We start from the raw sequence: 24329 nt of genomic DNA, 5'->3' as shown, positions 1-24329 counted from the left end.
GCGTGCGTATCGCCCAGTCCTCGCGCGCCGCCGATTCAGGACGGCGGCTGTTGGAAGGAACTCCCTCAAGTGAAGCTTCAGCGCATGAACCGGCGGGCCCTCGCTCTCGGTGCTCTTGCCGTCTCCGGCGCCCTGGCCCTCACGGCGTGCGGCTCCGACGAGACGGGCGGTGGCACCGGCGACGCTTCCGCGAGCACGCAGGCCGGCAACATCAAGTGCGACGACGCCCAGGGCCAGCTCCAGGCCTCCGGCTCCTCCGCCCAGAAGAACGCCATCGACGCCTGGGTCAAGCAGTACGCCGCGGCGTGCAAGGGCGTGCAGGTCAACTACAACCCGACCGGATCGGGCGCCGGCATCACCGCCTTCCTCCAGGGCCAGACCGCCTTCGCCGGCTCGGACTCGGCGCTGGACCCGGAGGAGATCGAGCAGTCCAAGAAGGTCTGCAAGGACGGCCAGGCCATCGACCTGCCGATGGTCGGCGGCCCGATCGCCGTCGGCTACAACGTGCCCGGCGTCGACACGCTGGTCCTGGACGCGCCCACGCTGGCGAAGATCTTCGACAGCAAGATCAAGAACTGGAACGACCCGGCGATCGCCAAGCTCAACCCCGACGCCGAGCTGCCGAACCTGAAGATCCAGGCGTTCCACCGCTCGGACGAGTCCGGCACCACCGACAACTTCACCACGTACCTGAAGGAGGCCGCTCCCAAGGAGTGGTCGTACGAGCCCAGCAAGTCCTGGGAGGCCGAGGGCGGCCAGTCCGCGCAGGGCTCCTCCGGCGTGGCGCAGCAGGTCAAGCAGACCGCCGGCGCGATCTCCTACATGGAGCTGTCCTACGCCAAGGACGGCATGAAGACCGTCGACATCAAGACCGAGGCCGCCGAGCCGGTCAAGGCCACCGTCGACAACGCCACCGCGGCCATCGGCGCCGCCAAGGTCGTCGGCCAGGGCAAGGACCTCGCCCTGGAGCTGGACTACACGCCGAACGCCGAGGGCGCCTACCCGATCGTCCTGGTGACGTACGAGATCGTGTGCGACAAGGGCAACAAGGCGGAGACGCTGCCCACCACCAAGTCCTTCCTGAACTACATCGCCTCCGAGGACGGCCAGTCCCTGCTGGCCGACGCGGGCTACGCCCCGATGCCCGACGAGATCATCACCAAGGTCCGCGAGACCATCTCGGGCCTGAGCTGACCTGAGCGTGTGGTCCGGGCCCCCGATCCGGGGGACCGGACCGCACCGTCCGGTGCACCGCCGCCAGGAGCCCCCCGGGAGGGAGACGGCTCCGCCCGAGCCGCCGTCGCGCACGACGCGGCTCCGCAGACCGGAGAACCCGATGGACATACCCACGCAGACCACCAAAGCTCCCCAGACACCCCAGCCATCCGTGACCGAGGCCGGGCCCACCCCGCGCGGTGCCACCCGCCCCGGTGACCGGATCTTCGTCGGGCTCTCCCGCGGGTCCGGCATCCTGGTGCTGGTCATCATGGCCGCCATCGCGGCCTTCCTCACCTACCGCGCCATCCTCGCGATCAGCGAGAACGAGGCGAACTTCTTCACCGCCTTCGAGTGGAACCCCAGCGGCGTCCCGCCGGAGTTCGGCATCGCGGTGCTCGCCTTCGGCACGGTCGTGTCCTCGATCATCGCCATGGCCATCGCGGTCCCGATCGCGGTGGGCATCGCCCTGTTCATCACCCACTACGCCCCGCGCAAGCTGGGCGGCCCCATCGCGTACGTCGTCGACCTGCTCGCCGCCGTGCCGTCCATCGTGTACGGCCTGTGGGGCGCCCTGGTCCTCGTGCCGCACCTGGACGGCCTCTACGGCTGGCTGGACGACTACTTCGGCTGGACCGGCGTCCTCGAATGGCACGGCGGCGCCCCGCGCTCGCTGTTCACCGTCGGCATCCTGCTCGCGATCATGATCCTGCCGATCATCACCAACGTGAGCCGCGAGGTCTTCCGGCAGGTCCCGCGGATGCACGAGGAGGCGGCCCTGGCCCTCGGCGCCACGCGCTGGGAGGTCATCCGCATGTCCGTGCTGCCGTTCGGCCGCTCCGGCATCATCTCCGCCTCGATGCTCGGCCTCGGCCGCGCCCTCGGCGAGACGATGGCCGTCGCCATGGTGCTCTCCCCGAGCTTCGACATCGGCGCCAGCCTGCTCGACCCGGGCGGCGGCACCTTCGCCCAGAACATCGCCAGCAAGTTCAACGAGGCCACCGTGATGGGCCGGGACGCGCTGATCGCCTCCGGTCTGGTGCTCTTCGTCATCACCCTGCTGGTCAACGGCGCGGCCCGCCTGATCATCGCCCGCCGCAAGGAGTACTCGGGGGCCAACGCATGAGCCACGCATCCCTCACCGACAAGCGGCCCGGCCCCTCGCTGCGCGGCGCCACGCTGCCCAAGTGGTTCCCGTGGGCGGTCGCCGCGGGTTCCGTCGCGGCGGGCCTGGGCATCAGCGCCGCGGCCGGCCTGCACAGCAGCATCCAGTGGGCGCTGATCGCCTCCCTGCTGTTCGTGCTCGGCTCCTACGGCATCTCCGCCCGCGTCGAGGGCAGCCGGCAGGCCAAGGACCGCACGGCGACCAGCCTGGTCTGGGTCGCGTTCCTCCTCGCCGTCATCCCGCTGGCCTCGCTGGTCTGGGAGACCGTCAAGCGCGGTGTGAAGGTCCTGGACGGCTACTTCCTGACCCACTCGATGGGCGTCATCGCCGACACCGAGCCCGGCGGCGGCATCTACCACGCCATCCTCGGCACCCTGGAGCAGGTCGGCCTCGCCACCCTGGTCTCCGTGCCGGTCGGCGTGCTGACCGCGATCTACCTGGTCGAGTACGGCCGGGGCAAGCTCGCCAAGGCCGTGACCTTCTTCGTCGACGTCATGACGGGCATCCCGTCGATCGTCGCCGGCCTGTTCATCCTCAGCACCTGGATCCTGATGATGAACATGGGCCCGTCCGGCTTCGCCGGCTCGCTGGCCCTGTCGATCCTGATGATCCCGGTGGTCGTCCGCTCCACCGAGGAGATGCTCAAGCTCGTCCCGAACGAGCTGCGCGAGGCGTCCCTGGCGCTGGGCGTGCCGAAGTGGCGGACCATCCTGAAGGTGGTCCTGCCGACGTCGATCGGCGGCATCACCACCGGGGTGATGCTCGCGATCGCCCGTATCACCGGTGAGACGGCGCCCGTGCTGCTGCTCGTCTGGGGCACGGACTTCATCAACGCCAACCCGTTCCAGGACCCGCAGGAATCCCTGCCGATGTACATCTACCTCCAGTACGCCAACAGCGGCGGCTCCGGGGCGGCGTACGACCGTGCGTGGGCGGCGGCCCTGACGCTCATCGCGTTCATCATGATCCTCAACCTGGTGGCCCGCGGGATCGCCCGCTGGAAGGCCCCGAACACCGGTCGCTGACGCGGCCACGAGTCAGTACCGTCAGCGACCCGAAAGAAGCAGTGATTCACATGGCCAAGCGCATAGATGTCAGCGGCCTCAACGCCTACTACGGCTCCTTCCTGGCCATCGAGGACATCTCGATGACCATCGAGCCCCGCTCCGTGACGGCTTTCATCGGCCCGTCCGGCTGCGGCAAGTCCACGTTCCTGCGCACGCTCAACCGGATGCACGAGGTCACCCCGGGCGGGCGCGTCGAGGGCAAGGTGATGCTCGACGACGAGAACCTCTACGGCGCGGGCATCGACCCCGTGGCGGTCCGCCGCGAGGTCGGCATGGTCTTCCAGCGCCCGAACCCGTTCCCGACGATGTCGGTCTACGACAACGTGGCGGCGGGTCTGCGGCTGAACGGCAGCTACAAGAAGTCCGAGCTGGACGACGTGGTGGAGAAGTCCCTGCGCGGGGCGAACCTCTGGAACGAGGTGAAGGACCGCCTGAACAAGCCGGGCTCGGGCCTGTCGGGCGGCCAGCAGCAGCGCCTGTGCATCGCCCGCGCCATCGCGGTCGAGCCGAACGTCCTGCTCATGGACGAGCCCTGCTCCGCCCTCGACCCGATCTCCACCCTCGCCATCGAGGACCTGATCGGCGAGCTGAAGGAGCGCTTCACGATCGTCATCGTGACGCACAACATGCAGCAGGCGGCCCGTGTCTCCGACCGCACCGCCTTCTTCAACCTGGCGGCGGTCGGACAGCCCGGCAAGCTGATCGAGATCGACGAGACGGAGCGGATCTTCTCCAACCCGTCGGTGCAGGCCACGGAGGACTACATCTCCGGCCGCTTCGGCTGAGCCGACCGCCCCTCATTCCCCTCGCGGTGCTGCATGGCGGTGCCACCGCGAGGCCGGCCCGCCTCTGGCTCCCGGAGGCGGGCCTTCCCACACCCCGACCACGAACCGGCCTCGGACCGTGCACGCTGCGGCGCCATGGCTGGATACCTACGGCGCCGCTGCGACTCCGGTGGGGGCACGCGTAGCGCCTACGGCCCGGTGGGTGGCACGGGGCCGCGCCGGGGCGAGCCGCACTGCCCAGCCGCGGGCAGTCGTGCCTCCCCCAGTGCCTGAACGGCCTGGGAGGTACCCCCAGGGCGATGGGGGTCCCCCCGCTCGAGCGAAGCCGAGAGTGGGGGAGGGTGGGCGCGGGCGGCACCCCGTTCCGCCGGGCTGCGCAAACGCCCCGGCCTCAGCCACAACGCAGGGGACCAACGAACCGTCGGCAACATTTCGTGGGCGCGGGCGGCACCCCGCTCCGCCGGGCCGCGCAACGCCCCGGCCTCAGCCACAACGCCGGGCACCCGCACAACCGACGCCCAGCGCGCCGGCCCCGCCCTACAAGAACGCCAGCTTCACGACCCCGAAGGACAGCGCAGCGACCACCGCAGCCGCCGGCATCGTGATGAACCACCCCAGAATGATGTTCCGCGCAACACCCCACCGCACGGCGTTCACCCGCTTCGTCGCCCCGACCCCCATGATCGACGACGTGATGACATGCGTGGTCGAGATCGGCGCGTGGAACAGAAACGCCGACCCGAACATGATCGACGCCCCGGTCGTCTCCGCCGCGAACCCCTGCGGCGGATCCAACTCGATGATCTTCCGCCCCAGCGTCCGCATGATCCGCCAGCCACCGGCGTACGTCCCGAGCGACAGCATCACCGCACAGGCGATCTTCACCCACACCGGAATCGGATCGCCGTAGTCCTCGACGTCGGCGATGACCAGCGCCATCACCACGATGCCCATCGTCTTCTGGGCGTCCTGGAGACCATGCCCCAGCGCCATCCCGGCCGCCGACACCGTCTGCGCGATACGGAACCCCCGCTTCGCCTTGTGCGGATTGGCCCGCCGGAAGATCCACATGATGGCCGTCATGACCAGGTAGCCGGCCAGCAGACCCACCACCGGCGACACGAACATCGGAATGACGATCTTGTCGACCACCCCGTGCCAGTAGACCGACGTCCCCCCGGCCAGCGCCGCGCCCACCATGCCGCCGAACAGCGCGTGCGACGAGGACGAGGGCAGACCGAAGTACCAGGTGATGAGGTTCCAGACGATCGCCCCGACCAGCGCGGCGAACAGGATGCCCATGCCCGTCGAGCCCTCGGGCGTCTCGATCAGCCCCTCGCTGACGGTCTTGGCGACCCCGGAGCCCAGAAACGCGCCGGCCAGGTTCATCACGGCCGCCATCGCGAGCGCCACGCGCGGCGTCAGCGCCCGCGTGGAGACCGACGTCGCGATCGCGTTGGCCGAGTCGTGGAAGCCGTTCGTATACGTGAAGAAGAGCGCGACCCCGATGGTCACGACCAGAGCGAAGGTGTCCATGGACGCGCCTCAGGACTCCTTGACCGCGATGGTCTCCACCGTGTTCGCCACGTGCTCGAAGGCGTCGGCCGCCTCTTCCAGGACGTCCACGATCTGCTTGAGCTTGAGCACCTCGATCGCGTCGTACTTGCCGTTGAAGAGATGGGCGAGCAGCTTGCGGTGGATCTGGTCGGCCTGGTTCTCCAGCCGGTTGACCTCGATCCAGTACTCGGTGAGGTTGTCCATGGTCCGCAGGTTCGGCATGGCCTCGGCCGTCAGCTCCGCCGCCCGCGCCAGCACCTCGATCTGCTGCTCGACGCCCTTGGGCAGTTCGTCGATGTTGTAGAGGACGACCAGGTCGACGGCCTCCTCCATGAAGTCCATGATGTCGTCGAGGGACGACGCGAGGGAGTAGATGTCCTCACGGTCGAACGGCGTGATGAACGAGGAGTTCAGCTGGTGGAAGATCGCGTGCGTGGCATCGTCACCGGCGTGTTCCGCGGCCCGCATACGCTCTGCGATCTCGGCCCGGGCGGATGCGTCCGCCCCGAGCAGTTCCATCAGGAGTTTCGAGCCCGTGACGATGTTGTCCGCGGATGCGGCGAACATGTCGTAGAAGCTCGTCTCCCTGGGGGTCAGACGAAAGCGCACGTGTGGTCCTCGGGGTGCATCGGTTTCGGTCAGGCTGATGCTAGGCGCATCATCCGGCCACGGCTAACGGGCCGTCCACCAGTGTCGCCCATCAGGCAGAGTGATGAGCAGGGGGGCGGTCCGAGGCCCCGGGGCCAAGGCTCCCCTACCCCGGGAAGTTCGTTACCATATACCCGACAGGGGTATATGTCGGAGGTTCTGTCCGACTGTCCGTCCCACCCGTTGCCCGCGAACCGCACCCCCAGGAGGACGCGATGACGACCACCGAGGCCGGCGCCGGTGCGCCCTCCCCCGTGGTGACCGACCACGACCGCGGTGTCCACGGCTACCACAAGCAGAAGGACGAGCACCTCAAGCGGCTGCGCCGCATCGAGGGCCAGATCCGCGGCTTGCAGCGGATGGTCGACGAGGACGTCTACTGCATCGACATACTCACCCAGGTCTCGGCCTCCACCAAGGCCCTGCAGTCCTTCGCCCTCCAGCTCCTGGAGGAGCACCTGCGCCACTGCGTCGCCGACGCGGCCCTCAAGGGCGGCGACGAGATCGACGCGAAGGTGGAGGAGGCCACGAAGGCGATCGGCCGCCTGCTGCGCACCTGAGCCGAGGCGTCAGCCGCGGCGCCCGTCGCCGCGCTCCCGCTCCTCGGCCACCTTGAGCACCTCGTCGATGCTCTCCAGACTGAGCCGCTCACGGGCGGCCGAGGCGGCGATGATCAGCTCACCGCACAGTTCGATCTCGGCGAGGGCCACGTGGTCCTGCACTGCCGTACCGCCGACCGGAGCCACGCGCGTCACCTCTTCTCTGCCGTCACCGACTTCCTAGAGTAGGGAGCGGCCTACGCACCGCGCATGGCACGGAAGGGCTAGTTCTTGACATCCGCCCCTTCGGCGATCTTGCCCGCGTAGATGTCGTCCTCGTTCGGCAGCCGTACGGCCACGGGGGCGCCGAAGTCGTAGAGCAGCGTGGTGGAGGCCACGGCGACGGTGCCCTGCTGCCCGCCGTTGACGAAGCTGAACCGGTGCCTGACCTTGCGGATGCGGCCCTGGTCGTCCAGGTACGCCTCGAAGGGCACCACGGCCGTGGCGAACCCTTTCGCCGCCGCCGCGAACGGCTCGCGGTTCCCCGCCGAGGCCGCCTCGGCCGCCCTGGCGAGGTCGGCCGTGCCGCGGTAGTGCCGTACCCGGGTCCCCGCGACCTCGGTCCGGCCGACGTACGTCGCCTTCCGCGCGCCGCGCAGCACCTCGGCCGCGGCGTACGGATCGGTGGCACCGCCGGTGACGAGATTGCCGTCGGACAGGGAGGCCGTCTCCACCCGCACCCACTTGTCGTCGGGCACGCCGGCGCCGCGGTTCTTCATGTACAGCGCGCCGGGTGTGAGCAGTTCGGTGATCGGCCGGTGCTCGCTCTCGCCGGCCGGGTCCTGCGGCAGCATCACCTTCAGCCGCCCGAGGCGCCGCGCGAAGTCGTACACGCCCTCACCCCGGATGGTCACCCGGGTCCCGCCGCTGGCCATCTCCATCGACGTACGGGCCTTGGAGGTACCGGCCTCGACGAGCCGGTCGGCGGCCCGGTGCAGCACCTCGACGGCCTCCTGGCCGCTGCCGTCCTGAGCGGCGACGGCCCCGCCGCCGGAACATCCGCACACCCCCATCCCGACGCAGGCCACGACCCCCGCGACCACGCCGGTGCCCCGCACCCTCACCCAACCCATCGCCTGCCTACCCCCAAGCCGTCACGTCCGCTCCGGGCCCGCTGCCGCCCGGTTAACGACGGCCGGGCGACGCCGGTAACGTGGTCGGCGTGGCGCAGCAGGAGGCTCTTGACGTTCCCGGCGACCTCCCGGAACACAGCACGACGACGATCGAGCGTGGCCCGTTCTGCCTGGCCACCTGCACCTGCGGCTGGCGCGGGCCGGCCCGCAGAGCCCGAAGCCAGGCCCGCACGGACGCCCAGACCCACACCGCCCCGCCCCCGCCCTGACCCCGGCCGTCACAGCCCGCGGCCCCGGGCACTTCGGTCCGGGCCCGGGGACCACAGTCCGGGGCTTGGAGAGCACAGTCCAGGACCCGAGGGGCTACGGCCCGGTCGGCCTCCGGGCCCTCGCCCGCGGCCTCGGCGCGCTAGGCAGCGAGATCTCGCTCCTCAGATCCGAGGGGCTCATGCTCCTTGCGCGCCCCCGGAATCACCGCGTCCCGTCCCCCGTGCGACGATCGCCCCCGCGCGCTGACCAGCCATCCCACCCGGGGCGACCGCTCGATCGCCTTCGTCACCGGCGTCAGCAGGGCCATGGCCACCGGCGACAGCAGCAGCGCCACCGCCGTGCCGAGCGCGAAGCCGCCGACGACGTCGGTCGGGTAGTGCACGCCCATGTAGACCCGGCAGAACCCGCCGAGCAGACCCAGCAGGATGCCGACCACGCCGAACTTCCGGTTGGCGACGAACAGCGCGACGCCCATCGCCATGGTGAGCGTCGCGTGGTCGCTCACGAACGAGTAGTCGGTCTTGCCGGCGACGAGCACCTCGAGCCCGTCGTGCGTGTAGAACGGCCGCGGTCGCTCGACGAAGCCCCGTATCGGCACGTTGACCAGCACCGCGATGCCGGCCGCGAGCGGCACCCAGACCAGCGCCGCCACCGACGCCGCGGCGTCCTCACCGCCCCGGCGCCGCACGGACCACCAGCACCACAGCACCATCAGCACCATGGCGAACAGCAGCCCGTACTCGCCCACGAATTCCATGACCCGGTCGAACCAGTGCGGTGCGTCCTTGGCCAGGCCATTGATGTCGTAGAGCAGCTCGACGTCGGGGTTCGACCCGGATTCGGCGAGTCCAGCCATGTGCTGCGGCCCCTTCGTCCTCACTGTCTCCTCGGCGCACCCTTGTGCACGCCGCTCTCCTGCCACCCCCGTGGTTGTAGATCCGCTCGGTCGGCACACCTACGACAACAGGAACGCACGGCCCCCGTTGATACGTTCCACACTCCACTGAATGATCACGCAGACGTTATCGAAGAGAGACCCGTCTTCGCAGCTCAGGGGGGTGCTTCACCCTCGGTTCACACCCCGGCGGGGAGTGCTTTCGCGCCATCTTCGGTGACCCGGGTGGCCCCGAAGTAGTCCGGCGTGTCGATCGGGTCGAACCGGATGACGGCCCCCGGACGCGGCGCGTCGATCATGTACCCCCCGCCCACATAGATCCCGACATGCCGGATCGCACGCGAATCGGTCGGATCGTCGGAGAAGAACACCAGATCGCCGGGCAGCAGCTCGTCCCGGCCGGGGTGCGGCCCCGCGTTGTACTGATCGTTGGCGACGCGCGGCAGCGTGATCCCCACACTCTCGTACGCGGCCTTGGTCAGCCCCGAGCAGTCGAACCGTCCGCCCTGCTCAGCCGTACCGTTGCCGCCCCACAGATACGGCGTCCCCAGCTTCTTCTGCGCGTACGCGATCGCCCCGGCGGCCTGCTCGGACGGATCGACCCGCCCCGCGGGCGCCGCGAAGCTCTTCTCCAGGGCGAGGATGCGCTTGACGTAGTTCTGGGTCTCCTTGTACGGCGGCACGCCCTGGTACTTGATCACCGCGTAGGCGCCGGCGTTGTACGACGCCAGCATGTTTTCGGTCAGATTCCCGCCGACGTCCTCCACGTACGACGCGAGCGTGCAGTCGTACGACGCCGCCGACGGAATGGCGTCCTTCGGGTCCCACACGTCCCGGTCCCCGTCACCGTCCCCGTCGATGCCGTGCGTGGCCCAGGTCCCGGGGATGAACTGCGCTATCCCCTGCGCCGCCGCATGCGACTGCGCCCTCGGGTTGAACCCGCTCTCCTGATACAACTGCGCGGCGAGCAGCGCGGGACTGATGGCGGGACAGAGATTGCCCCACTTCTGCACGAGATCCTGGTACTCCGCGGGCACGGTCCCCTTGGCCAACGCCTTGGCTCCCCCACCCGCCCCGTTCGCGAGGTTCCCGGCGACGACGTAGACCCCGACGACGAGCACCATGACGAAGCTCAGGCCCAGCCCAGTCACCGCGACCCCGAGCACCCAGACTTTTCGCACGGCTCTACTTTCCCCCACCGCGGCAGCGTTGACGGACCATTTCCAGCCGTTCTGTGTGCCGCCTCCCCGGTCCGCTCGGGGACCCGGAGGCCGTGACAGGCGATGCTCGCGCGGACGTCGTCGCGACAGGTCAGGTTCGCCCGGGCCAGTCGAAGGACCTCAACACCCCGAAAGCCCCTGCGGCCTGACGTCCCGACGGTCTCGCGTATGACGACGGAACAGTACCGGCGGCCCATTCGCTTGGCTCTGTAGCACACCGACTCAGCAGTCACCTCGATGAGTGACGGCGCATCGCCGCATTCCCGCTCATCGACCAGCGCGCCACCATGTCGTCACGACTCCGGTATCACTCGTCGTCCCCTTGACGGCCATGATTCCCAGGAGCTGACGGGACGTCTGCTCGAGTTCCCCCTCCACAGTACTGCCGACACGCTCGCCCATTTCTCCCGACGGCCTGGCGCAAGCTGAAGCAACCGACAGCAGACGGCTCACAACCAGCCGTACTACTCGCCCCGAGCGTCAGAAACGCTCGATCTCCTGCCCCTTCGGAACCTTGTAACAGCCTGACACAACACTCACGCTGAGCATTGGCGGGTCTCCCTTCGCCATTTCGATGATCTTTACACTTACCTTTCGCTCTTCATGATCGGCGGTCATCCTGATATTCTTGTTCTTACTGGCGTCCGGCCCATAATCGAGGATATTCCAGCCATGCTTCGGCAATTCTTCTTTGAGTCGTTCCATCGCTACACCAAGGTCATCGGCGTCGGCTGGAACGAAACTCCAAGGATGAAGAATCTGGAAGTACTTCTCGGTGTCCCTTCCCGAGCATTCCAGCACTGTTGATTGGCTGTCGGACGCTTTCCCCTTGACGCCGATGAGATCGTAGAGGCTGCTGGAAACCTTCTCCGTCGCGTCAGCTGCCTCCAGTGACGCACTCGTTCCAGCGAATGGAACCTCGCCGGTGCTGTCCTCAGTCATGCTGCATCCCGTAATGGCGAAAAGGGCTATTGACAGGCCGACAGTCAGGCACATCGGTCGGATCTTCACACCTACTCCTATTTGACGTGCGCCCACGGGTCAGGCGGTGGCACCAGTGATACGTCGTCACCCCTTCCGACAACGACAAGCGCCTGATTCAGCAGACTTTCACTGTCTGGATTCCAGTAATCACTGTGCCCCTCGGTGTCCGTCGTCATCCGATTGGCGCCGAACTCCGGGTCGCTCGGAATGACGAAACCGTCCCCACCGTGCCCCCAGCGCCCGAGGTCCGGAACCACGTCCCCATCGGCCTCCTGGTTCCATACATGACCCTTCGGAACGTCCATTTCACCGCCATCGGACACCTTTACTCCAGGACTGCCGGCGAAGATCACCTCGTCGGCGCTGAGGTGGCCTGTCTCGGCTGCCGCGCCGACAAGAGTCGTTCCGTACGAGTGCCCGATCACAGTGGTGTGGGCAGAGGTACCACTGGAATGCGCTGCACCAAGCCCGTTCATGAAGTCTCGGAGAGCTGGTGCACCATCGTAAGCGTAGTGCTCGAACGGGGCGTCCTTCGCGACGTCGTCAGGCGCGTCGTAACCGAGCCAGGTAATGGTGGAAACAGAGTCCCCTCCAGATGCTCCATTGGCCACCCGCCACAGATTCACCATCCGGTTGATGTCCCCGCCCACGCCATCCAGATCTGACGTTGTCCCGGGCACATATACAGCCGTGTGGTCCGCGGTATCCGGATTTCCGTTGGCAATAACCGCTCGACCGTCCTTATCGGCGCTGAACTTCAACAGGTAAGCCTCCGGCAGCCCTTTCGTACCCGTCGCGTCAAAACGCTTCTGGATGTCCTTTATGCCATGGAGATTTCGATTCAGCTGGTCATACCGATCGCCGTATCTGTGATGCCACTGCAACCATTCATCGGTATACACCCTGGCCGGTCGCCCCCCGGCGGTGATCCAGGTCCACTTTTCTGCCGGTGGTGCGGGGATTGAATTCAGCTCCATCTGCATCCGGCCGCGTGTGGTTTCGAGGACGATTCGGTTTGCCTCATCCCGGACTGTGGCGGGCAGTCCGTCGAGTCCGCCCACAGCGGCAGGGCGCATGGAGACCCAAGCAGCCTGCTCCTCTGCACTCAGCGCCCCCCACCACTTGGCGTTCTCGTGAGGACTGCCGTCCTTGGGAGGCTGCGGTAGCGAATCGAGATACTTCCTGCCGGCGTCGGTCACTCCCTTGGTATCCGATGACGTGTCCGCCCAGTCGGCGTCGGAGACGGTCAGGTCATCGTCGGCCTTCAGCGCCCGCAGCTTCGGCGCCCACTTCTCGTCAGCTTCCGTCGCGTCCTTGAGTGCGGTGGCGATGAGATCAGCGCAGTCCTGAGCGAGGCGACGGTTGGGATTGGGGTCGAAGTTCGCCGCTTGACGGCCGACGGCGGAGGCCGTGCCGTCCGTCAGACCACTCACTGTGCCACCTGCGGGGAACTTGCCGTCGTCGGCCTTCTCACCACCGGGCGGGTAGGTGACCGAGCCGTCGGCGTTCACGGTGAGTTTGGCTGCCTTCGCGCTCTCAAGGGCCGCGTCGAGCTTCCTCTTGGCGGCTTCGATCTCGTACGAGAAGGCGTCGAGAGCGGTACTGATGAGGCCGCACTGCGCCTGAACGTAGTGGAAGTTGTCTCCCAGCTTTCCGAGCTGCTTGACCGCCTGGGTCGCCGCCTTGCCCTTCAAGTGGTTCTTCATCGCCACGGCGATCTGGTTCTCAATGCGGTCCTTGGCCGCGCTCGCCATGTCAGCGGCGCTACGGTAGCCGCCGGCCGCTTCGGAGTACTCGGTCGGCTTGAGAGCCTTGAGCGTAGCGAGGTCCATGACGCCTCGTCACCGCCCCTTGCCCTGTCCGCCGACAGCCGCCGTGTCCACGTATGCCACCTTGAGCTTCTCGAGCTCCGCCTCGACCGACTGGTCCGTCTTCAGCTGGTCGTTGCCCGCCTTGACCAGCAAGCCCGAGAGCTTGCCGCAACGCCCGCTGACGTTTCCGATGTAGGTCTCCCACGAGCGGTAGACCTCCTTCTGGGCGACAGCGGTCAAGCAGCCGGCATCGCCGCCGAGACCCGTCTGACCGGTCTCGAGCTGCTTCATGGCCTTGCCGATGTCCTCACGGAGCGAGCCGACGTCCGTACCAGCCTTGGTCCAGGCCGGCTTGTTGGAGATGAGGTCGGCCGCGCGTCCGCCACCTGAATCCGCGGGCAGCTGGTTCAACTGCATCTGCGCCGTGTGCCGCTCGGCCGCTACGGCCTTGAGCTGCTCCCATTCGTCCCACGACATGCGTGGAGCCTCCCCCTGTGGTGGTACGCCGACGAGACGTGCTCGTCCAACAGCAACGCTGCGGTGGTCGACACGGACAGTAGCGGACCGTCACCGGTTGTCCCATCCGTATCGGCCACCATGGCGTCTGAGTACGGATACTCAGATGACCAGGGCCGCCGGAGGGATGTTCCTCGCGAGCCCGCCGACGCCGTCCAGGGCAGCCGCCGGATCGACGGGCCGTCAAAAGGGGCGGCTTCCGGCCGGTGTGAAGTCGGGCAAGCTCGGCCACCCCGAAGAAGGGCACAACGACGCAACCGCGCGGCAGGTTGCGCTCACGCCTCATTGCCCGGCGTAACCTACCGTGATACACAGAGTGACCATACGACTCTTTGCATACCGCTCCGCACCGCCTCATGAGGACCCGGCGTGGAGCGGTGGCAAGGTATTCGTACGAAACCCGCCAATCAATGACGCCAAGTCGACATCCGGCGGCGTGGTTGTCGGCGAGAATGAGGCCTGACCTCTGCACGACCGCAGAGGATGCGGAACTACCCAACAGGGGCGGTGACTTACATGCTCTTTGCGGCCGAAAAGGGAGACATCAACACCATCATCGGCGGGATCGCTCCGGACTGGGGCCCCTTCGGCAGCCTGGGCAACGAGGCCAAGGTGATGATCGAGGTGGTCATGGCGGTCGCCATCCTGATCTGCCTGGGCATCGCCATCTGGGGCGCCGCCAAGCAGCGCATCGGCGCCACCGCCCTGCGCGACACCTTCAGTGCCGAGCAGGGCAAGGGCCTCATCATCGCCGGGCTGACGGGCGTGTTCATCATCGGTTCGCTCGGCACGCTGTTCACCATCGTGTACGGCATGGCCGTGTAGCCCGGTCCGGCGGTCCCCGCGCCCCCTCCCTCCTTCTCCATCCCTTTCCCTCCTCCATCCCACCCACCCGTCGTGCCCCCCGGCTGAGGTTGCGTTTCCCTGATGTCGAGTCACCACACCGCGCCCGCGCGGGAACCAGCACGGCTACCGTCGTACTACTACGGCATGGGACACGAGGAGTCCCCGCACGACGTCGAGGGGGCGCACGCGGCATGAGTCTCGGGGACGAGCACCACGCCTCCGGCGGTTACGGCGGCACCGGCCAGACGCGTACCCGCCTGCCCGACAGCGGCCCGCGCAGAACCGGCCGGTCGTCGTCGCGCAGCCTGGTCACGGTGGTCGGCGTGGTCGTGCTGCTGATCGCCGCGATCGCCTTCGCGAACCGTGGAGGAGACGATTCCGCAACGGGCGCGGAGGCGGCGGACAAGCCGAAGGCGGCGGCGACCGCACCGACCGGGGAGCGGCCGGTGCAGTCGGGGTTCTCCCGGGACGAGCAGGGCGCGCAGAGCGCGGCGGCCAACTACGCGGTGGCGCTGGGTTCGGCCGACATGTTCGACAAGGCCAAGCGGGACGCCATCCTGGCCCGCATCATCGCCCCCTCCCGAGTGGCCGGCCTGTCCGCCACCCTGGACCGGGCGTACAGCCCCGCGTTCAACAAGAACGTCGGGCTGAACGAGGACGGATCGACGCCGAAGGGCTACACGTTCGTCTCCCGCACCAGCCCGATCGGCACGAAGGTCACCGAGTCGTCGAGCGACGCCGCGACGGTCGAGGTCTGGTGCAGTGGCCTCCTCGGTCTCGCGGGCGAGAAGTCGACCAGGCCGGTCACGAACAGCTGGTTCACCATCACCATGCGGCTGCGGTGGACCGACGGCGACTGGAAGATCGAGACGCACTCTCAGAAGGACGGCCCCACGCCCATCCCCGGCGACGAGAGGGCCTCCAGCGCCGACGAGATGGCGAAGGCCGTCCAGGAGTACGGAGGGTTCTCCTATGCCCGCTAGCCGCCGTGTGCTCACCCTGACAGGCGTCGTCGCCCTCGCACAGACGGCGGCGGTCCTGGCCGCCGGGCGCGCCCTCGCCGCTCCCACCCCGACGCCGACACCGAGTGGCGACTGTTCTCTGATCGCGCCCCCCGCCAGGAAGTATTGCGAGGAAGGCGGCAGCTCGGGCGGAGGCGGCGGAGGAGCCGGCACCCTCAACGACCCCGTATCCGCCCTCGACCCCCTCTCCTCCCTGGCCAAGGGCTGCGCCGACGCCGCCGCCTGGACCATCGACAAGCTCAGTGCCGCCGTCCAGGACACCGCCGACGTCGACTTCACCAACCCCACGTTCCTCAAGCAGTACGCCGTCGTCTTCGCCGCCTCGACGATCCTCACGCTGCTCCTGTGGCTGCTGGCCGTCGCCAAGCGAGCCGTCCGCGGCGTCCCGTTCACCACCGCGGTCTCAGAGGCGATCGGCTTCCTCTGGCTCACCGTCCTGGCCTCCGCCTTCACGCCGCTGATCCTCTACACGGTCGTCTCGGCGACCGACGGGGTCACCGACGTGCTCGCCAAGGCCACCGGCGACCAGACCGACACCTTCTTCGGCACCTTCTCCGCCGCCCTGGAGAAGGGCGAGGACATCGGCGGCGGCCCGATCATGCTGATCGTCGTCTCCCTGGTCAGCATCCTCGCCGCCGGCGTCCTCTGGCTGGAGCTGGTCATCCGCGCCGCCCTGCTCTACGTCGGCGCCCTCCTCGGCACCGTCGTCTACGCGGGGCTCGTGGACAAGAACCTGTGGGGTCACGTCCGCCGCTGGGCCGGGATCATGATCGCCGTGATCCTCGTCAAGCCCGTCATCGTGATCGTCCTCGGGCTGGCGGGTGCGCTCTCCGCCGACGACGGGCCGGACGCCTTCTCCGCCGTCGTCTCCGGCCTGGCGATCATCCTGCTCGCCATCTTCGCGTCCGCGATGATCTACCGTTTCGTCCCCGGCTTCGGCGACGAGATCGCCGGCTCCCGCAACAACCGCCTCATGCAGGGCGCCGAGAACAAGGCCGCCGCCGTCATGAGTTCCCCGGCGACCCTCGTCGCCCAGGGCATCAAGACCCACAGCTCCCGCAGCCACCAGAGCGGCCACCCGGGCGGCGACGGCGGCTCCACCGCCTCCCGCTCCACCAACCCCGCCTCCGGCGGCGTCGCCGCGCACAGCGCGCGCCCCTCGAACGGCGGCGGCGGATCTGTCCCCTCCGCCGCACCCGCACCGCGCTCCGCCGCCCCGGCGAGCAGCCCGGTGAACACGCCCCACGCCAGCAGCACCCGCACCAGCAGTACCAACCGCACGGGAGGTGAAGGGCGTTGACGACCGAGTCCCACGTGTCCCATCCGGTCACGCCCCGCCGTACATATCTGATCGGCCGCGCCCGGCCGAACGCGATCGTCGGCCGCAACCGGGAGACCGGCGAGATCGCGCTCATCGTCGTGGGCGCGTTCCTCGGCATGATGTGCGGACTCCTCGTCCCCGTCCTCACCCTGCGCATCGTGCTGCTCGCCGGCTTCCCGATGCTCGCGCTGGCGGCGGTCTACGTGCCGTACAAGCAGCGGACGTTCTACAAGTGGTTCGAGATCAACCGCAGCTACAAGCGGACGCTGCGCCAGGGCGCCGCCTACCGCTCCGGCGCCATCGAGGCCGGCACCCGGCTCGACGGCCGGGAGGTCGAGGTCGGCCCGCCGCCCGGCATCGGCCGGATCACCTGGCTGTCGGCGCCCTTCGGGCCCGACGAGATCGCCGTACTGCTGCACGCGGACCGCAAGACGGTCACCGCCGCCATCGAGATCGAGGGCCCCGGCGTCGGCCTGCGCGACTCGGAGGACCAGGAGGCCCTGGTCGACCGCTTCGGCACACTGCTGAAGCACGTGGCCAACGGCGACGGTTTCGTCACCCGCCTCCAGATGCTCGCCCGCACTCTCCCCGCAGACCCCGACGCCCACGCCAAGGACGTCGCCGTCCGCGGGGACGACCGGGCCCTGCCGTGGCTCCAGCAGTCGTACGACCAGTTGCAGTCGATGGTGTCCACCAGCAGCGAGCAGCACCGCGCCTACCTGGTCGCCTGCATGCACTACACCCGGGAGCTGGCCGCCGAGGCGCACGCCATGGCGCGGGCCGCCCGGCCGCAGCACGGCCGCAGGCTGGACCGCGACGCCGGGCTCGCCGTGGTGATGGCGCGTGAGCTGACCGACATCTGCTCACGTCTTCAGGAGGCCGACATCCGGGTGCGCCAGCCGCTCGGCCAGGGGCGGCTCTCCTCCCTGATCCACTCCATGTACGACCCGGACCACCCGATCGACCACATCCAGGCGATGACCAAGCGCAACGCCTGGCCGGCCGAGCTGGACGCCACGGAACCGACGTATCTCCAGGCCAAGACCCGCGAGTCCAACACCCGCGCCCCCTGGTGCCACGCCACCGCCTGGATCAAGGAGTGGCCGATGACCCCCGTCGGCGTCAACTTCCTCGCCCCGCTGCTCGTCCACACCCCGGACGTCATCCGCACGGTCGCGGTGACGATGGACCTCGAACCCACCGAGGTCGCCATCGAGCGCATGCTGACCGAGAAGACCAACGACGCCGCCGAGGCCTCCCGCGCCGCCAAGATGAACCGCACCGTCGACCCCCGCGACGTCGCCGCCCACAGCCGTCTCGACCAGCGCGGCGAGGACCTCGCGAGCGGCGCCGCGGGCGTCAACCTGGTCGGCTACATCACCGTCTCCTCCCGCTCCCCCGAGGCGCTGGCCCGCGACAAGCGGACCATAAGGGCCTCGGCCGGGAAGTCGTACCTGAAACTGGAGTGGTGCGACCGCGAGCACCACCGCGCCTTCGTGAACACACTTCCGTTCGCCACCGGCATCCGAAGGTAGGGGCTGAGCCTGATGCGGGACCCGCTGTCCGTCGTCACCGACGCCTTCACCTCCTTCCTCTTCGGGAAGGTGGAGACCACCCGCCTGCCGGTGCGCACCTCCACGGGCCAGGCGCAGGCGGTGTACCTGCCGACCGCCGCACCGGGCCTCGGCGACTCCGGCGTCATCATCGGCCGCGAGGTGTACTCCGGGAAGGGCTACATCTACGACCCCTTCCAGCTGTACGGCCAGCAGCTCCCCGCCCCGCACTGGCTGGTCCTCGGGGAGTCCGGCAACGGCAAGTCGGCGCTGGAGAAGACGTACGTCCTGCGCCAGCTCCGCTTCAAGGACCGCCAGGTCGTCGTCCTCGACGCCCAGGGCGAGGACGGCGTCGGCGAGTGGAACCTCATCGCGCAGGAGCTGGGGATAACGCCCATCCGGCTGGACCCGATGGCCGCCCTGGACCACGGCATCCGGCTCAACCCCCTGGACCCGGCGATCACGACGACCGGCCAGCTCGCCCTGCTCCGGACGATCATCGAGGTCGCGATGGGGCACGGGCTGGACGAGCGCTCCGGCTTCGCCCTGAAGGTCGCGCACGCCTACGTCAACGAGACCATCGTCGAACGCCAGCCGGTGCTGTCCGACATCGTCGAGCAGCTGCGGCACCCGGAGCCGGAGTCGGCCGAGGCGATGAACGTCGACATAGACGACGTACGGGCGTGGGGCCTGGACGTCGCCCTGGTGCTGGACCGGCTCGTCGACGGTGACCTGCGCGGCATGTTCGACGGCCCGACGACCGTCGGCATCGACCTGGACGCGCCGCTGATCGTCTTCGACCTGTCCCACATCGACCGCAACTCCATCGCCATGCCGATCCTGATGGCGATCGTCGGCGTGTGGCTGGAGCACACCTGGATCCGCCCCGACCGCAAGAAGCGCATCTTCCTGGTCGAGGAGGCCTGGCACATCATCAACAGCCCGTTCGTGGCGCAGCTGTTCCAGCGGCTGCTGAAGTTCGGGCGCCGGCTGGGCCTGTCCTTCGTGGCGGTGGTGCACCACCTCTCCGACGTCGTCGACGGCGCGGCGGCGCGGGAGGCGGCGGCGATCCTGAAGATGGCGTCGACCAGGACGATCTACGCCCAGAAGGCCGACGAGGCACGGGCCACCGGCAAGGTCCTCGGCCTGCCGCGCTGGGCCGTGGAGATCATCCCGACCCTCACCCCCGGCATCGCGGTCTGGGACGTCAACGGCAATGTCCAGGTGGTCAAGCACCTGGTCACCGAGACCGAACGCCCGCTGGTCTTCACCGACCGCGCGATGACCGAGTCCTCCAGCGACCTCGCGGACGACGCGCTGCGCGCCGCCGAGCTGGAGGCCGAGGAGCGGGCGGCGGCCTTCGTGGAACAGCACCTCGGCGACTCGTCCGAATCGACGGTGGCTTAAGGACGCAGGGGGAGGAACGCATGAGACCGGACGGTGGGCGCCGCGACGGCCAGGGCGGCATCCCGGACGGCCTGCTGGTCGGCACACTCGCGTTTCTCCTCGGTATGACCGTGCTGGTCTGGACGGCCACCGGCCTGGCCGGCCTGTTCGCCCACGGCGCCTGGCCCAGCGGGGTCACCTTCACCCGCACCCCGCTCGCCATGCGGCACCTGATCGCCCAGCCCCACGACATCCCCGGCGCCTGGCCCGACACCCCCGCCTCCGGGCTGTCCGGCTACGGGCTGTTCTGGGGACTGTTCATCGGCCAGCTGATGGTGCTGGTCGTCCTGACGGTCTTCGTCCTGGGAACGCTGGCCCGCTGGAAGGCGGTACGGCAGCGCAGGCGGACGGAACCGGCGCAGGCCGAGACGCCCGCTCGGGCACCGGCGCAGGAGCCGGCGCGGGTGGTGCACGAGGTCCCGACGCCCAGGGCGCCGCGGCGGGAGACACCGGCGGAGGACGAGCCGCCCACCGCCCCGTCCGTGGCCCTCACCAAACCGCCGGACGGTACCGTCCCCAAACCACCGGACGGCACCGTCCCCAAACCACCGGACGGCACCGTCCCCGAGCCGGTGGGCGGCACCGTCCCCGAGCCGATGACAGGAACCGTCCCCCGGCCGCCTGGCGGTTGGGAAGCCCGCCGCGCCGACGCGACGGTGCACTACGGGGCGCCCGAGACCAGGGCGGCCACCGCCACCCAGGCCCTCCAGGACGCGGAGGGACCCGCCGTCGTCCTCACCTCGAACCCCGCCCTCTGGCAGGAGACCAAGGACGCCCGCGCCAAACTGGGCCCGGTCCACCTCTACGACCCCACCCACCGCTGCGACACCCCGTCCCGGCTCCACTGGTCGCCCACCGCGGGCTGCGAGGACAAGCAGACGGCGACCCTCCGGGCCGTCGCCCTCCTCACCCCCGTACGCCCCACCGCCAAGCTCGACCAGGCCGTCGCCGACACCGCCGACACCCTGCTGCGCAGCTATCTGCACGCCGCCGCCGTCGACGGCCGCACCGTCCGCCACGTGCACCGCTGGTCCCAGGGCACCGGCGTCCAGGACGCCGTACGCATCCTGCGTACCAGCCCCAAGGCCGCCCCCGGCGCGGCCGGCGAACTCGAGGCGGCCCTGACCGCCCATCCCGAACGCCGGGACATGGCCCACCAGCTGACCGCCCGCGCCCTGGCCACCTTGTCCATGGTCAATATCCGCGAGGCGTGCACTCCGAACCGAACTGATGCCCTCGCCTTGGATTCCTTCGTGCACGAAGGGGGAACCCTTTACGTGGTGGGCGAGTCCATCGAGGACCCCAGGACAGACCCGGGCGCGATGCCGTTGCTGACGGCGCTCGTCGCAAGCGTGGTCGAGCACGGCCGGCGCATGGCCGAACGGTCATCCTCCGGTCGGCTCGACCCACCACTCACTCTCGTCCTGGACGACGTCGCCGCCGTGGCGCCCCTTCCCCAGCTGCCGGAGCTGCTGGCCACCGGTGTCGAGCTGGGCCTGCCGACCCTGGCCCTCCTCCGGTCCCGCGAACAGGGCCGCGCCCGCTGGCCGCACCACGAACTGCCGGTGTAGACAGCCCTCTCCGCACCCGTCACCGCTCGAGGACGTACTCCAGCTCGGTATCCCCGTCCCGGCCCGCCAGCGGCACCGTCACCCCGCTCGGCACGAACCCCACCTTCCGGTACAGCCCCTGCGCCCGCGCGTTGTCCTCGTGCACCATGAGCCGCGCCCGCTCCGCACCGCGCCCCCACGCCCACTCCAGCCCTGCGTCGAACAGCGCCTTGGTCAGCCCGCTCCCCCGCCACTCGGGTCGTACGAACACGCCGACCACATGGCCCTGCCGGCGCTCGACGGGGAGCCCGGCCCAGTCCGTCGTACCGGGCTCCTCCACCAGCACCGTCAGCGTCCCCAGCCACCGGCCGCCGGGCCCCTCGGCGACGATCTGCTGCGCCGTCCCGGCCCCCTCGGCGGCCTTCGCCGCCCGCTCCCGCCAGTAGGAGTCGGGCTTGGCCACCGCGTCCTGGTACGTCTCCAGAAAGGCCAGGTGCGCCACGGGGTCCTGAAGCGCCCGCAGCCGCAGCTCCCGCACGGCGGGCCACTCGTCGGCGCGGATCGAACGGATCACATAGTCCCCGGGAGCGGGGACACGGCGTGGGTCAGGGGCCATGCGGGCCACCGTAGTACCCGGGTACGACACCGCTCATCTCATATACGGACCACGGCAGGACGCACACGTCCGCGCGCACCCGTCACCATGGAGGCCGTGACCGAAGACCGCACGGCCGAGCCGCTCACCGAGCACCTCCAGCGCATCACCCAGCGCGTACGCGCCTTCGACCGGCGCCACCCCCTGCTGTGGGACCTGCATCTGACCGGCTTCTGGCTGACGGCCGCCCTCATCGACTACGCCGGCGGCGGCTGGCGCAGCATCGCCCACAACCTGGACGTCCCCGGCCCCCTCGTCCTCGCGATGAGCCTGGGCTTCACCGTCCCGCTCCTCTGGCGCCGCCGCCACCCCGTGGCCGTCCTGCTCGCCATGGCCCCGGTGGCCCTCGTCAACGCCTGGACCGGCGCCATCCTCCAGGCGGCCATGCTCCAGTTGCTCGTCGTCTTCCACATCGCGCTGCGCAGCCCTCTGCGCGCCCTGTGGTGGTCCACGGCCCTGGTGCTCACCCCGGTCGTGGTCACGGCGGCCCGCTACGGCGAGCAGCCCTGGGACCAGCAGCTCGGTGCCCAGCTGATGTCCATCACGGTGGCGGCCCTCATCGGCATCACGGTCCGCACCCGCCGCGGCTACACCGCCGCGCTGGAGGACCGCGCCCGCCGGCTGGAGATCGAGCGGGACCAGCAGGCCCAGCTCGCAGCCGCCGCGGAACGGGCACGCATCGCCAGGGAGATGCACGACATCATCGGCCACAACCTGTCCGTGATCACGGGCCTGGCCGACGGCGGCCGGTACGCCGCCCCCAAGTCCCCGGAGCGGGCCGCGCAGGCCCTGGACGCCATCGGCGACACCAGCCGGCAGGCACTGGGCGAACTCCGCCGCCTCCTCGACGTGCTGCGGGACGACGAACGGGACGACCGGCAGCGGGCCGAGCTGACTCCCCAGCCCACCCTCACCGACCTCGATCCTCTCATCGACGGCGTCCGCCGGGCCGGCCTCCCGGTCCGCGTCACCGTCCTGGGCCGCGCCGACCTTCCCGCGGGCCGCCAGCTCGCGGTCTACCGCGTGATCCAGGAGGCCCTGACGAACACCCTCAAACACGCGGGCCCCGGCGCCACCGCCGACATCGACCTCTCCTACGGGGACGGGGGCGCCGTCTCCCTCACCATCACAGACACGGGCCGCGGCGGCCCGCCCGCCGACCCGGCCGACGGCCGTGGACTTCCCGGGATGCGGGAGCGGACGACCCTGTACGGGGGCACACTTGAGGCCGGCCCACGCCCCCTGCCCGAGCAGGGCTGGCGCGTCCACCTGCACCTACCGGAGGAAAGCCCGCAGTGACCACCGTCCTCATCGCCGACGACCAGCCGTTGCAGCGCCTCGGCTTCCGGATGCTCCTGGAGAGCCAGGACGACATGACGGTGCTGGGAGAGGCGGCGAACGGCGGGGAAGCCGTGCGGATGACAGCCGAACTCCATCCCGATGTGGTCCTGATGGACGTCCGCATGCCCGGCCTCGACGGCATCGAGGCGACCCGCCGCATCACCGACTGCGGCGACCGGACCCGGGTCCTGATCCTCACGACGTTCGACCTCGACGAGTACGCCTACGCCGGCCTCCGCGCGGGCGCCTCCGGCTTCCTGGTGAAGGACGCCCGGCCGGAGGAACTCCTGTCCGGCATCCGCGCCGTGGCGACGGGGGACGCGGTCGTGGCCCCGAGCCTGACCCGACGCCTGCTGGACGCCTATGCCGAGCACCTTCCTACGGGCACGGCCGACCCCGGCACGGGCGGGGACGCGCAGGCGACGGACCCCCGGTTGTCCTCCCTCACCGACCGCGAGCGCGAAATTCTCACCGTCATCGGCCAGGGCTGGACGAACTCGGAGATCGCCTCCCGCCTCCACCTGGCCGAGTCAACGGTGAAGACCCATGTGGGCCGCATACTCGCCAAGACGGGCTCCAGGGACCGCATTCAGGCGGTGATCCTGGCGTACGACACGAAGCTGGTCCAGCCGTCGCAGTAGAAGGCGGCCGAAACGCAGAAAGGCCCCGCACCGAATGGTGCGGGGCCTTCCCCTATCAAGAATTGTTCGGCGGCGTCCTACTCTCCCACAGGGTCCCCCCTGCAGTACCATCGGCGCTGTAAGGCTTAGCTTCCGGGTTCGGAATGTAA

General features: G+C 69.3%; 24 protein-coding genes and 1 rRNA gene. 14 read left to right on the top strand and 11 right to left on the bottom strand.

The window, feature by feature from the left end; genetic code table 11:
• Positions 1 to 69 precede the first annotated feature (69 nt).
• From pstS to pstB, 4 genes are all read left to right on the top strand, one after another.
• On the top strand, positions 70 to 1194 hold the full coding sequence (pstS, locus tag ACZ45Q_RS15430) for a phosphate ABC transporter substrate-binding protein PstS (RefSeq protein WP_468260468.1): 1125 nt from the start codon (positions 70 to 72) through the stop codon (positions 1192 to 1194).
• A gap of 142 nt (positions 1195 to 1336) precedes the next feature.
• Positions 1337 to 2341, top strand: a complete 1005-nt coding sequence (gene pstC / locus ACZ45Q_RS15425) for a phosphate ABC transporter permease subunit PstC (protein ID WP_468260465.1) — start codon at positions 1337 to 1339, stop codon at positions 2339 to 2341.
• Positions 2338 to 3405: a phosphate ABC transporter permease PstA gene (pstA, locus tag ACZ45Q_RS15420; RefSeq protein WP_468260462.1), complete on the top strand. Its 1068-nt coding sequence runs from the start codon at positions 2338 to 2340 to the stop codon at positions 3403 to 3405. Before pstC ends, pstA begins: the two co-directional genes overlap by 4 nt.
• A 50-nt stretch (positions 3406 to 3455) precedes the next feature.
• Positions 3456 to 4232: a phosphate ABC transporter ATP-binding protein PstB gene (gene pstB, locus ACZ45Q_RS15415; protein WP_468260460.1), complete on the top strand. Its 777-nt coding sequence runs from the start codon at positions 3456 to 3458 to the stop codon at positions 4230 to 4232.
• A 537-nt stretch (positions 4233 to 4769) separates the two neighbouring features.
• Here the strand turns inward: pstB and pitH are convergent.
• Positions 4770 to 5768, bottom strand: coding sequence for a low-affinity phosphate transporter PitH (gene pitH / locus ACZ45Q_RS15410; RefSeq protein WP_468260457.1), 999 nt, complete (start codon positions 5766 to 5768; stop codon positions 4770 to 4772).
• Positions 5769 to 5777: 9 nt separating this feature from the next.
• Positions 5778 to 6398, bottom strand: coding sequence for a DUF47 domain-containing protein (locus tag ACZ45Q_RS15405; RefSeq protein ID WP_468260455.1), 621 nt, complete (start codon positions 6396 to 6398; stop codon positions 5778 to 5780).
• Positions 6399 to 6652: 254 nt separating this feature from the next.
• On the opposite strand from ACZ45Q_RS15405, the gene ACZ45Q_RS15400 reads away from it, so the two are divergent.
• On the top strand, positions 6653 to 6997 hold the full coding sequence (locus tag ACZ45Q_RS15400; RefSeq protein WP_468260452.1) for a metal-sensitive transcriptional regulator: 345 nt from the start codon (positions 6653 to 6655) through the stop codon (positions 6995 to 6997).
• A 9-nt stretch (positions 6998 to 7006) separates the two neighbouring features.
• Here ACZ45Q_RS15400 and ACZ45Q_RS15395 read toward each other — a convergent pair whose 3' ends face one another.
• Together ACZ45Q_RS15395 and ACZ45Q_RS15390 are read right to left on the bottom strand one after the other, a co-directional pair.
• Entirely contained in the window at positions 7007 to 7192 is a 186-nt protein-coding gene (locus ACZ45Q_RS15395; protein WP_468260449.1) for a hypothetical protein, read from the bottom strand.
• 68 nt (positions 7193 to 7260) lie between these two features.
• The gene (locus tag ACZ45Q_RS15390; protein ID WP_468260446.1) at positions 7261 to 8109 is read right to left on the bottom strand and encodes an SCO4651 family lipoprotein; all 849 of its coding nucleotides are present in this window, start codon (positions 8107 to 8109) and stop codon (positions 7261 to 7263) included.
• A gap of 89 nt (positions 8110 to 8198) precedes the next feature.
• Here ACZ45Q_RS15390 and ACZ45Q_RS15385 point away from each other — a divergent pair, with 89 nt between their 5' ends.
• A complete protein-coding gene (locus ACZ45Q_RS15385) occupies positions 8199 to 8378 on the top strand; it encodes a hypothetical protein (RefSeq protein ID WP_468260443.1) in 180 nt (59 codons plus the stop codon).
• 140 nt (positions 8379 to 8518) lie between these two features.
• Here the strand turns inward: ACZ45Q_RS15385 and ACZ45Q_RS15380 are convergent, their stop codons facing one another.
• The 5 genes from ACZ45Q_RS15380 to ACZ45Q_RS15360 form a co-directional block, all read right to left on the bottom strand.
• Complete coding sequence (locus tag ACZ45Q_RS15380) at positions 8519 to 9235, bottom strand: phosphatase PAP2 family protein (RefSeq protein WP_468260441.1); 717 nt, start codon at positions 9233 to 9235, stop codon at positions 8519 to 8521.
• Positions 9236 to 9453: 218 nt separating this feature from the next.
• Positions 9454 to 10398, bottom strand: coding sequence for an NlpC/P60 family protein (locus ACZ45Q_RS15375; RefSeq protein WP_468260439.1), 945 nt, complete (start codon positions 10396 to 10398; stop codon positions 9454 to 9456).
• Between the two features lie 576 nt (positions 10399 to 10974).
• Positions 10975 to 11436: a hypothetical protein gene (locus tag ACZ45Q_RS15370; RefSeq protein WP_468260436.1), complete on the bottom strand. Its 462-nt coding sequence runs from the start codon at positions 11434 to 11436 to the stop codon at positions 10975 to 10977.
• Positions 11437 to 11513: 77 nt separating this feature from the next.
• Positions 11514 to 13310 carry an alpha/beta hydrolase gene (locus ACZ45Q_RS15365; RefSeq protein WP_468260433.1) on the bottom strand — a complete coding sequence of 599 codons (1797 nt, stop codon included), beginning with the start codon at positions 13308 to 13310 and terminating at the stop codon, positions 11514 to 11516.
• Positions 13311 to 13319: 9 nt separating this feature from the next.
• Positions 13320 to 13766, bottom strand: a complete 447-nt coding sequence (locus ACZ45Q_RS15360) for a hypothetical protein (RefSeq protein ID WP_468260430.1) — start codon at positions 13764 to 13766, stop codon at positions 13320 to 13322.
• Between the two features lie 555 nt (positions 13767 to 14321).
• Between ACZ45Q_RS15360 and ACZ45Q_RS15355 the strand changes: the two genes are divergently transcribed.
• The 6 genes from ACZ45Q_RS15355 to ACZ45Q_RS15330 all read left to right on the top strand — a co-directional run bounded on the left by ACZ45Q_RS15355 (position 14322) and on the right by ACZ45Q_RS15330 (position 21564).
• A complete protein-coding gene (locus ACZ45Q_RS15355; RefSeq protein ID WP_468260426.1) occupies positions 14322 to 14630 on the top strand; it encodes a hypothetical protein in 309 nt (102 codons plus the stop codon).
• A 212-nt stretch (positions 14631 to 14842) separates the two neighbouring features.
• The gene (locus tag ACZ45Q_RS15350; RefSeq protein WP_468260423.1) at positions 14843 to 15634 is read left to right on the top strand and encodes a DUF8175 domain-containg protein; all 792 of its coding nucleotides are present in this window, start codon (positions 14843 to 14845) and stop codon (positions 15632 to 15634) included.
• Positions 15624 to 16973, top strand: a complete 1350-nt coding sequence (locus ACZ45Q_RS15345; RefSeq protein ID WP_468260420.1) for a hypothetical protein — start codon at positions 15624 to 15626, stop codon at positions 16971 to 16973. Before ACZ45Q_RS15350 ends, ACZ45Q_RS15345 begins: the two co-directional genes overlap by 11 nt.
• Positions 16970 to 18529, top strand: coding sequence for an SCO6880 family protein (locus ACZ45Q_RS15340; protein WP_468260417.1), 1560 nt, complete (start codon positions 16970 to 16972; stop codon positions 18527 to 18529). Before ACZ45Q_RS15345 ends, ACZ45Q_RS15340 begins: the two co-directional genes overlap by 4 nt.
• Positions 18530 to 18541: 12 nt before the next feature.
• Positions 18542 to 19954: an ATP-binding protein gene (locus tag ACZ45Q_RS15335; protein WP_468260415.1), complete on the top strand. Its 1413-nt coding sequence runs from the start codon at positions 18542 to 18544 to the stop codon at positions 19952 to 19954.
• 20 nt (positions 19955 to 19974) lie between these two features.
• Positions 19975 to 21564, top strand: coding sequence for a type VI secretion protein (locus tag ACZ45Q_RS15330; protein WP_468260413.1), 1590 nt, complete (start codon positions 19975 to 19977; stop codon positions 21562 to 21564).
• Between the two features lie 19 nt (positions 21565 to 21583).
• Here the strand turns inward: ACZ45Q_RS15330 and ACZ45Q_RS15325 are convergent, their stop codons facing one another.
• Positions 21584 to 22159 (bottom strand): GNAT family N-acetyltransferase, encoded by a 576-nt coding sequence (locus ACZ45Q_RS15325; protein ID WP_468260410.1) that lies wholly within the window; start codon positions 22157 to 22159, stop codon positions 21584 to 21586.
• Between the two features lie 87 nt (positions 22160 to 22246).
• Between ACZ45Q_RS15325 and ACZ45Q_RS15320 the strand changes: the two genes are divergently transcribed.
• Together ACZ45Q_RS15320 and ACZ45Q_RS15315 are read left to right on the top strand one after the other, a co-directional pair.
• Positions 22247 to 23497: a sensor histidine kinase gene (locus ACZ45Q_RS15320; protein WP_468260407.1), complete on the top strand. Its 1251-nt coding sequence runs from the start codon at positions 22247 to 22249 to the stop codon at positions 23495 to 23497.
• Positions 23494 to 24180: a response regulator gene (locus tag ACZ45Q_RS15315; RefSeq protein ID WP_468260404.1), complete on the top strand. Its 687-nt coding sequence runs from the start codon at positions 23494 to 23496 to the stop codon at positions 24178 to 24180. The genes ACZ45Q_RS15320 and ACZ45Q_RS15315 overlap by 4 nt, the downstream gene beginning before the upstream one ends.
• A 64-nt stretch (positions 24181 to 24244) precedes the next feature.
• Here the strand turns inward: ACZ45Q_RS15315 and rrf are convergent.
• Positions 24245 to 24329 (bottom strand): 5S ribosomal RNA (rrf, locus tag ACZ45Q_RS15310); the annotation flags it as partial.

This window comes from Streptomyces sp. NPDC031049, from assembly GCF_055571015.1.
This window is presented reverse-complemented; position numbering and strand designations above follow the sequence as displayed.

What these genes read in the sequence shown, in the direction of transcription:
- pstC (WP_468260465.1), top strand. Translation starts at nt 1,337, where the DNA reads ATGGACATACCCACGCAGACCACCAAAGCTCCCCAGACACCCCAGCCA.
- pstA (WP_468260462.1), top strand. Translation starts at nt 2,338, where the DNA reads ATGAGCCACGCATCCCTCACCGACAAGCGGCCCGGCCCCTCGCTGCGC.
- pstB (WP_468260460.1), top strand. Translation starts at nt 3,456, where the DNA reads ATGGCCAAGCGCATAGATGTCAGCGGCCTCAACGCCTACTACGGCTCC.
- pitH (WP_468260457.1), bottom strand. Translation starts at nt 5,768, where the DNA reads ATGGACACCTTCGCTCTGGTCGTGACCATCGGGGTCGCGCTCTTCTTC.
- ACZ45Q_RS15400 (WP_468260452.1), top strand. Translation starts at nt 6,653, where the DNA reads ATGACGACCACCGAGGCCGGCGCCGGTGCGCCCTCCCCCGTGGTGACC.
- ACZ45Q_RS15390 (WP_468260446.1), bottom strand. Translation starts at nt 8,109, where the DNA reads ATGGGTTGGGTGAGGGTGCGGGGCACCGGCGTGGTCGCGGGGGTCGTG.
- ACZ45Q_RS15380 (WP_468260441.1), bottom strand. Translation starts at nt 9,235, where the DNA reads ATGGCTGGACTCGCCGAATCCGGGTCGAACCCCGACGTCGAGCTGCTC.
- ACZ45Q_RS15375 (WP_468260439.1), bottom strand. Translation starts at nt 10,398, where the DNA reads ATGGTGCTCGTCGTCGGGGTCTACGTCGTCGCCGGGAACCTCGCGAAC.
- ACZ45Q_RS15370 (WP_468260436.1), bottom strand. Translation starts at nt 11,436, where the DNA reads ATGACTGAGGACAGCACCGGCGAGGTTCCATTCGCTGGAACGAGTGCG.
- ACZ45Q_RS15365 (WP_468260433.1), bottom strand. Translation starts at nt 13,310, where the DNA reads ATGGACCTCGCTACGCTCAAGGCTCTCAAGCCGACCGAGTACTCCGAA.
- ACZ45Q_RS15360 (WP_468260430.1), bottom strand. Translation starts at nt 13,766, where the DNA reads ATGTCGTGGGACGAATGGGAGCAGCTCAAGGCCGTAGCGGCCGAGCGG.
- ACZ45Q_RS15355 (WP_468260426.1), top strand. Translation starts at nt 14,322, where the DNA reads ATGCTCTTTGCGGCCGAAAAGGGAGACATCAACACCATCATCGGCGGG.
- ACZ45Q_RS15350 (WP_468260423.1), top strand. Translation starts at nt 14,843, where the DNA reads ATGAGTCTCGGGGACGAGCACCACGCCTCCGGCGGTTACGGCGGCACC.
- ACZ45Q_RS15345 (WP_468260420.1), top strand. Translation starts at nt 15,624, where the DNA reads ATGCCCGCTAGCCGCCGTGTGCTCACCCTGACAGGCGTCGTCGCCCTC.
- ACZ45Q_RS15335 (WP_468260415.1), top strand. Translation starts at nt 18,542, where the DNA reads ATGCGGGACCCGCTGTCCGTCGTCACCGACGCCTTCACCTCCTTCCTC.
- ACZ45Q_RS15330 (WP_468260413.1), top strand. Translation starts at nt 19,975, where the DNA reads ATGAGACCGGACGGTGGGCGCCGCGACGGCCAGGGCGGCATCCCGGAC.
- ACZ45Q_RS15325 (WP_468260410.1), bottom strand. Translation starts at nt 22,159, where the DNA reads ATGGCCCCTGACCCACGCCGTGTCCCCGCTCCCGGGGACTATGTGATC.
- ACZ45Q_RS15320 (WP_468260407.1), top strand. Translation starts at nt 22,247, where the DNA reads ATGGAGGCCGTGACCGAAGACCGCACGGCCGAGCCGCTCACCGAGCAC.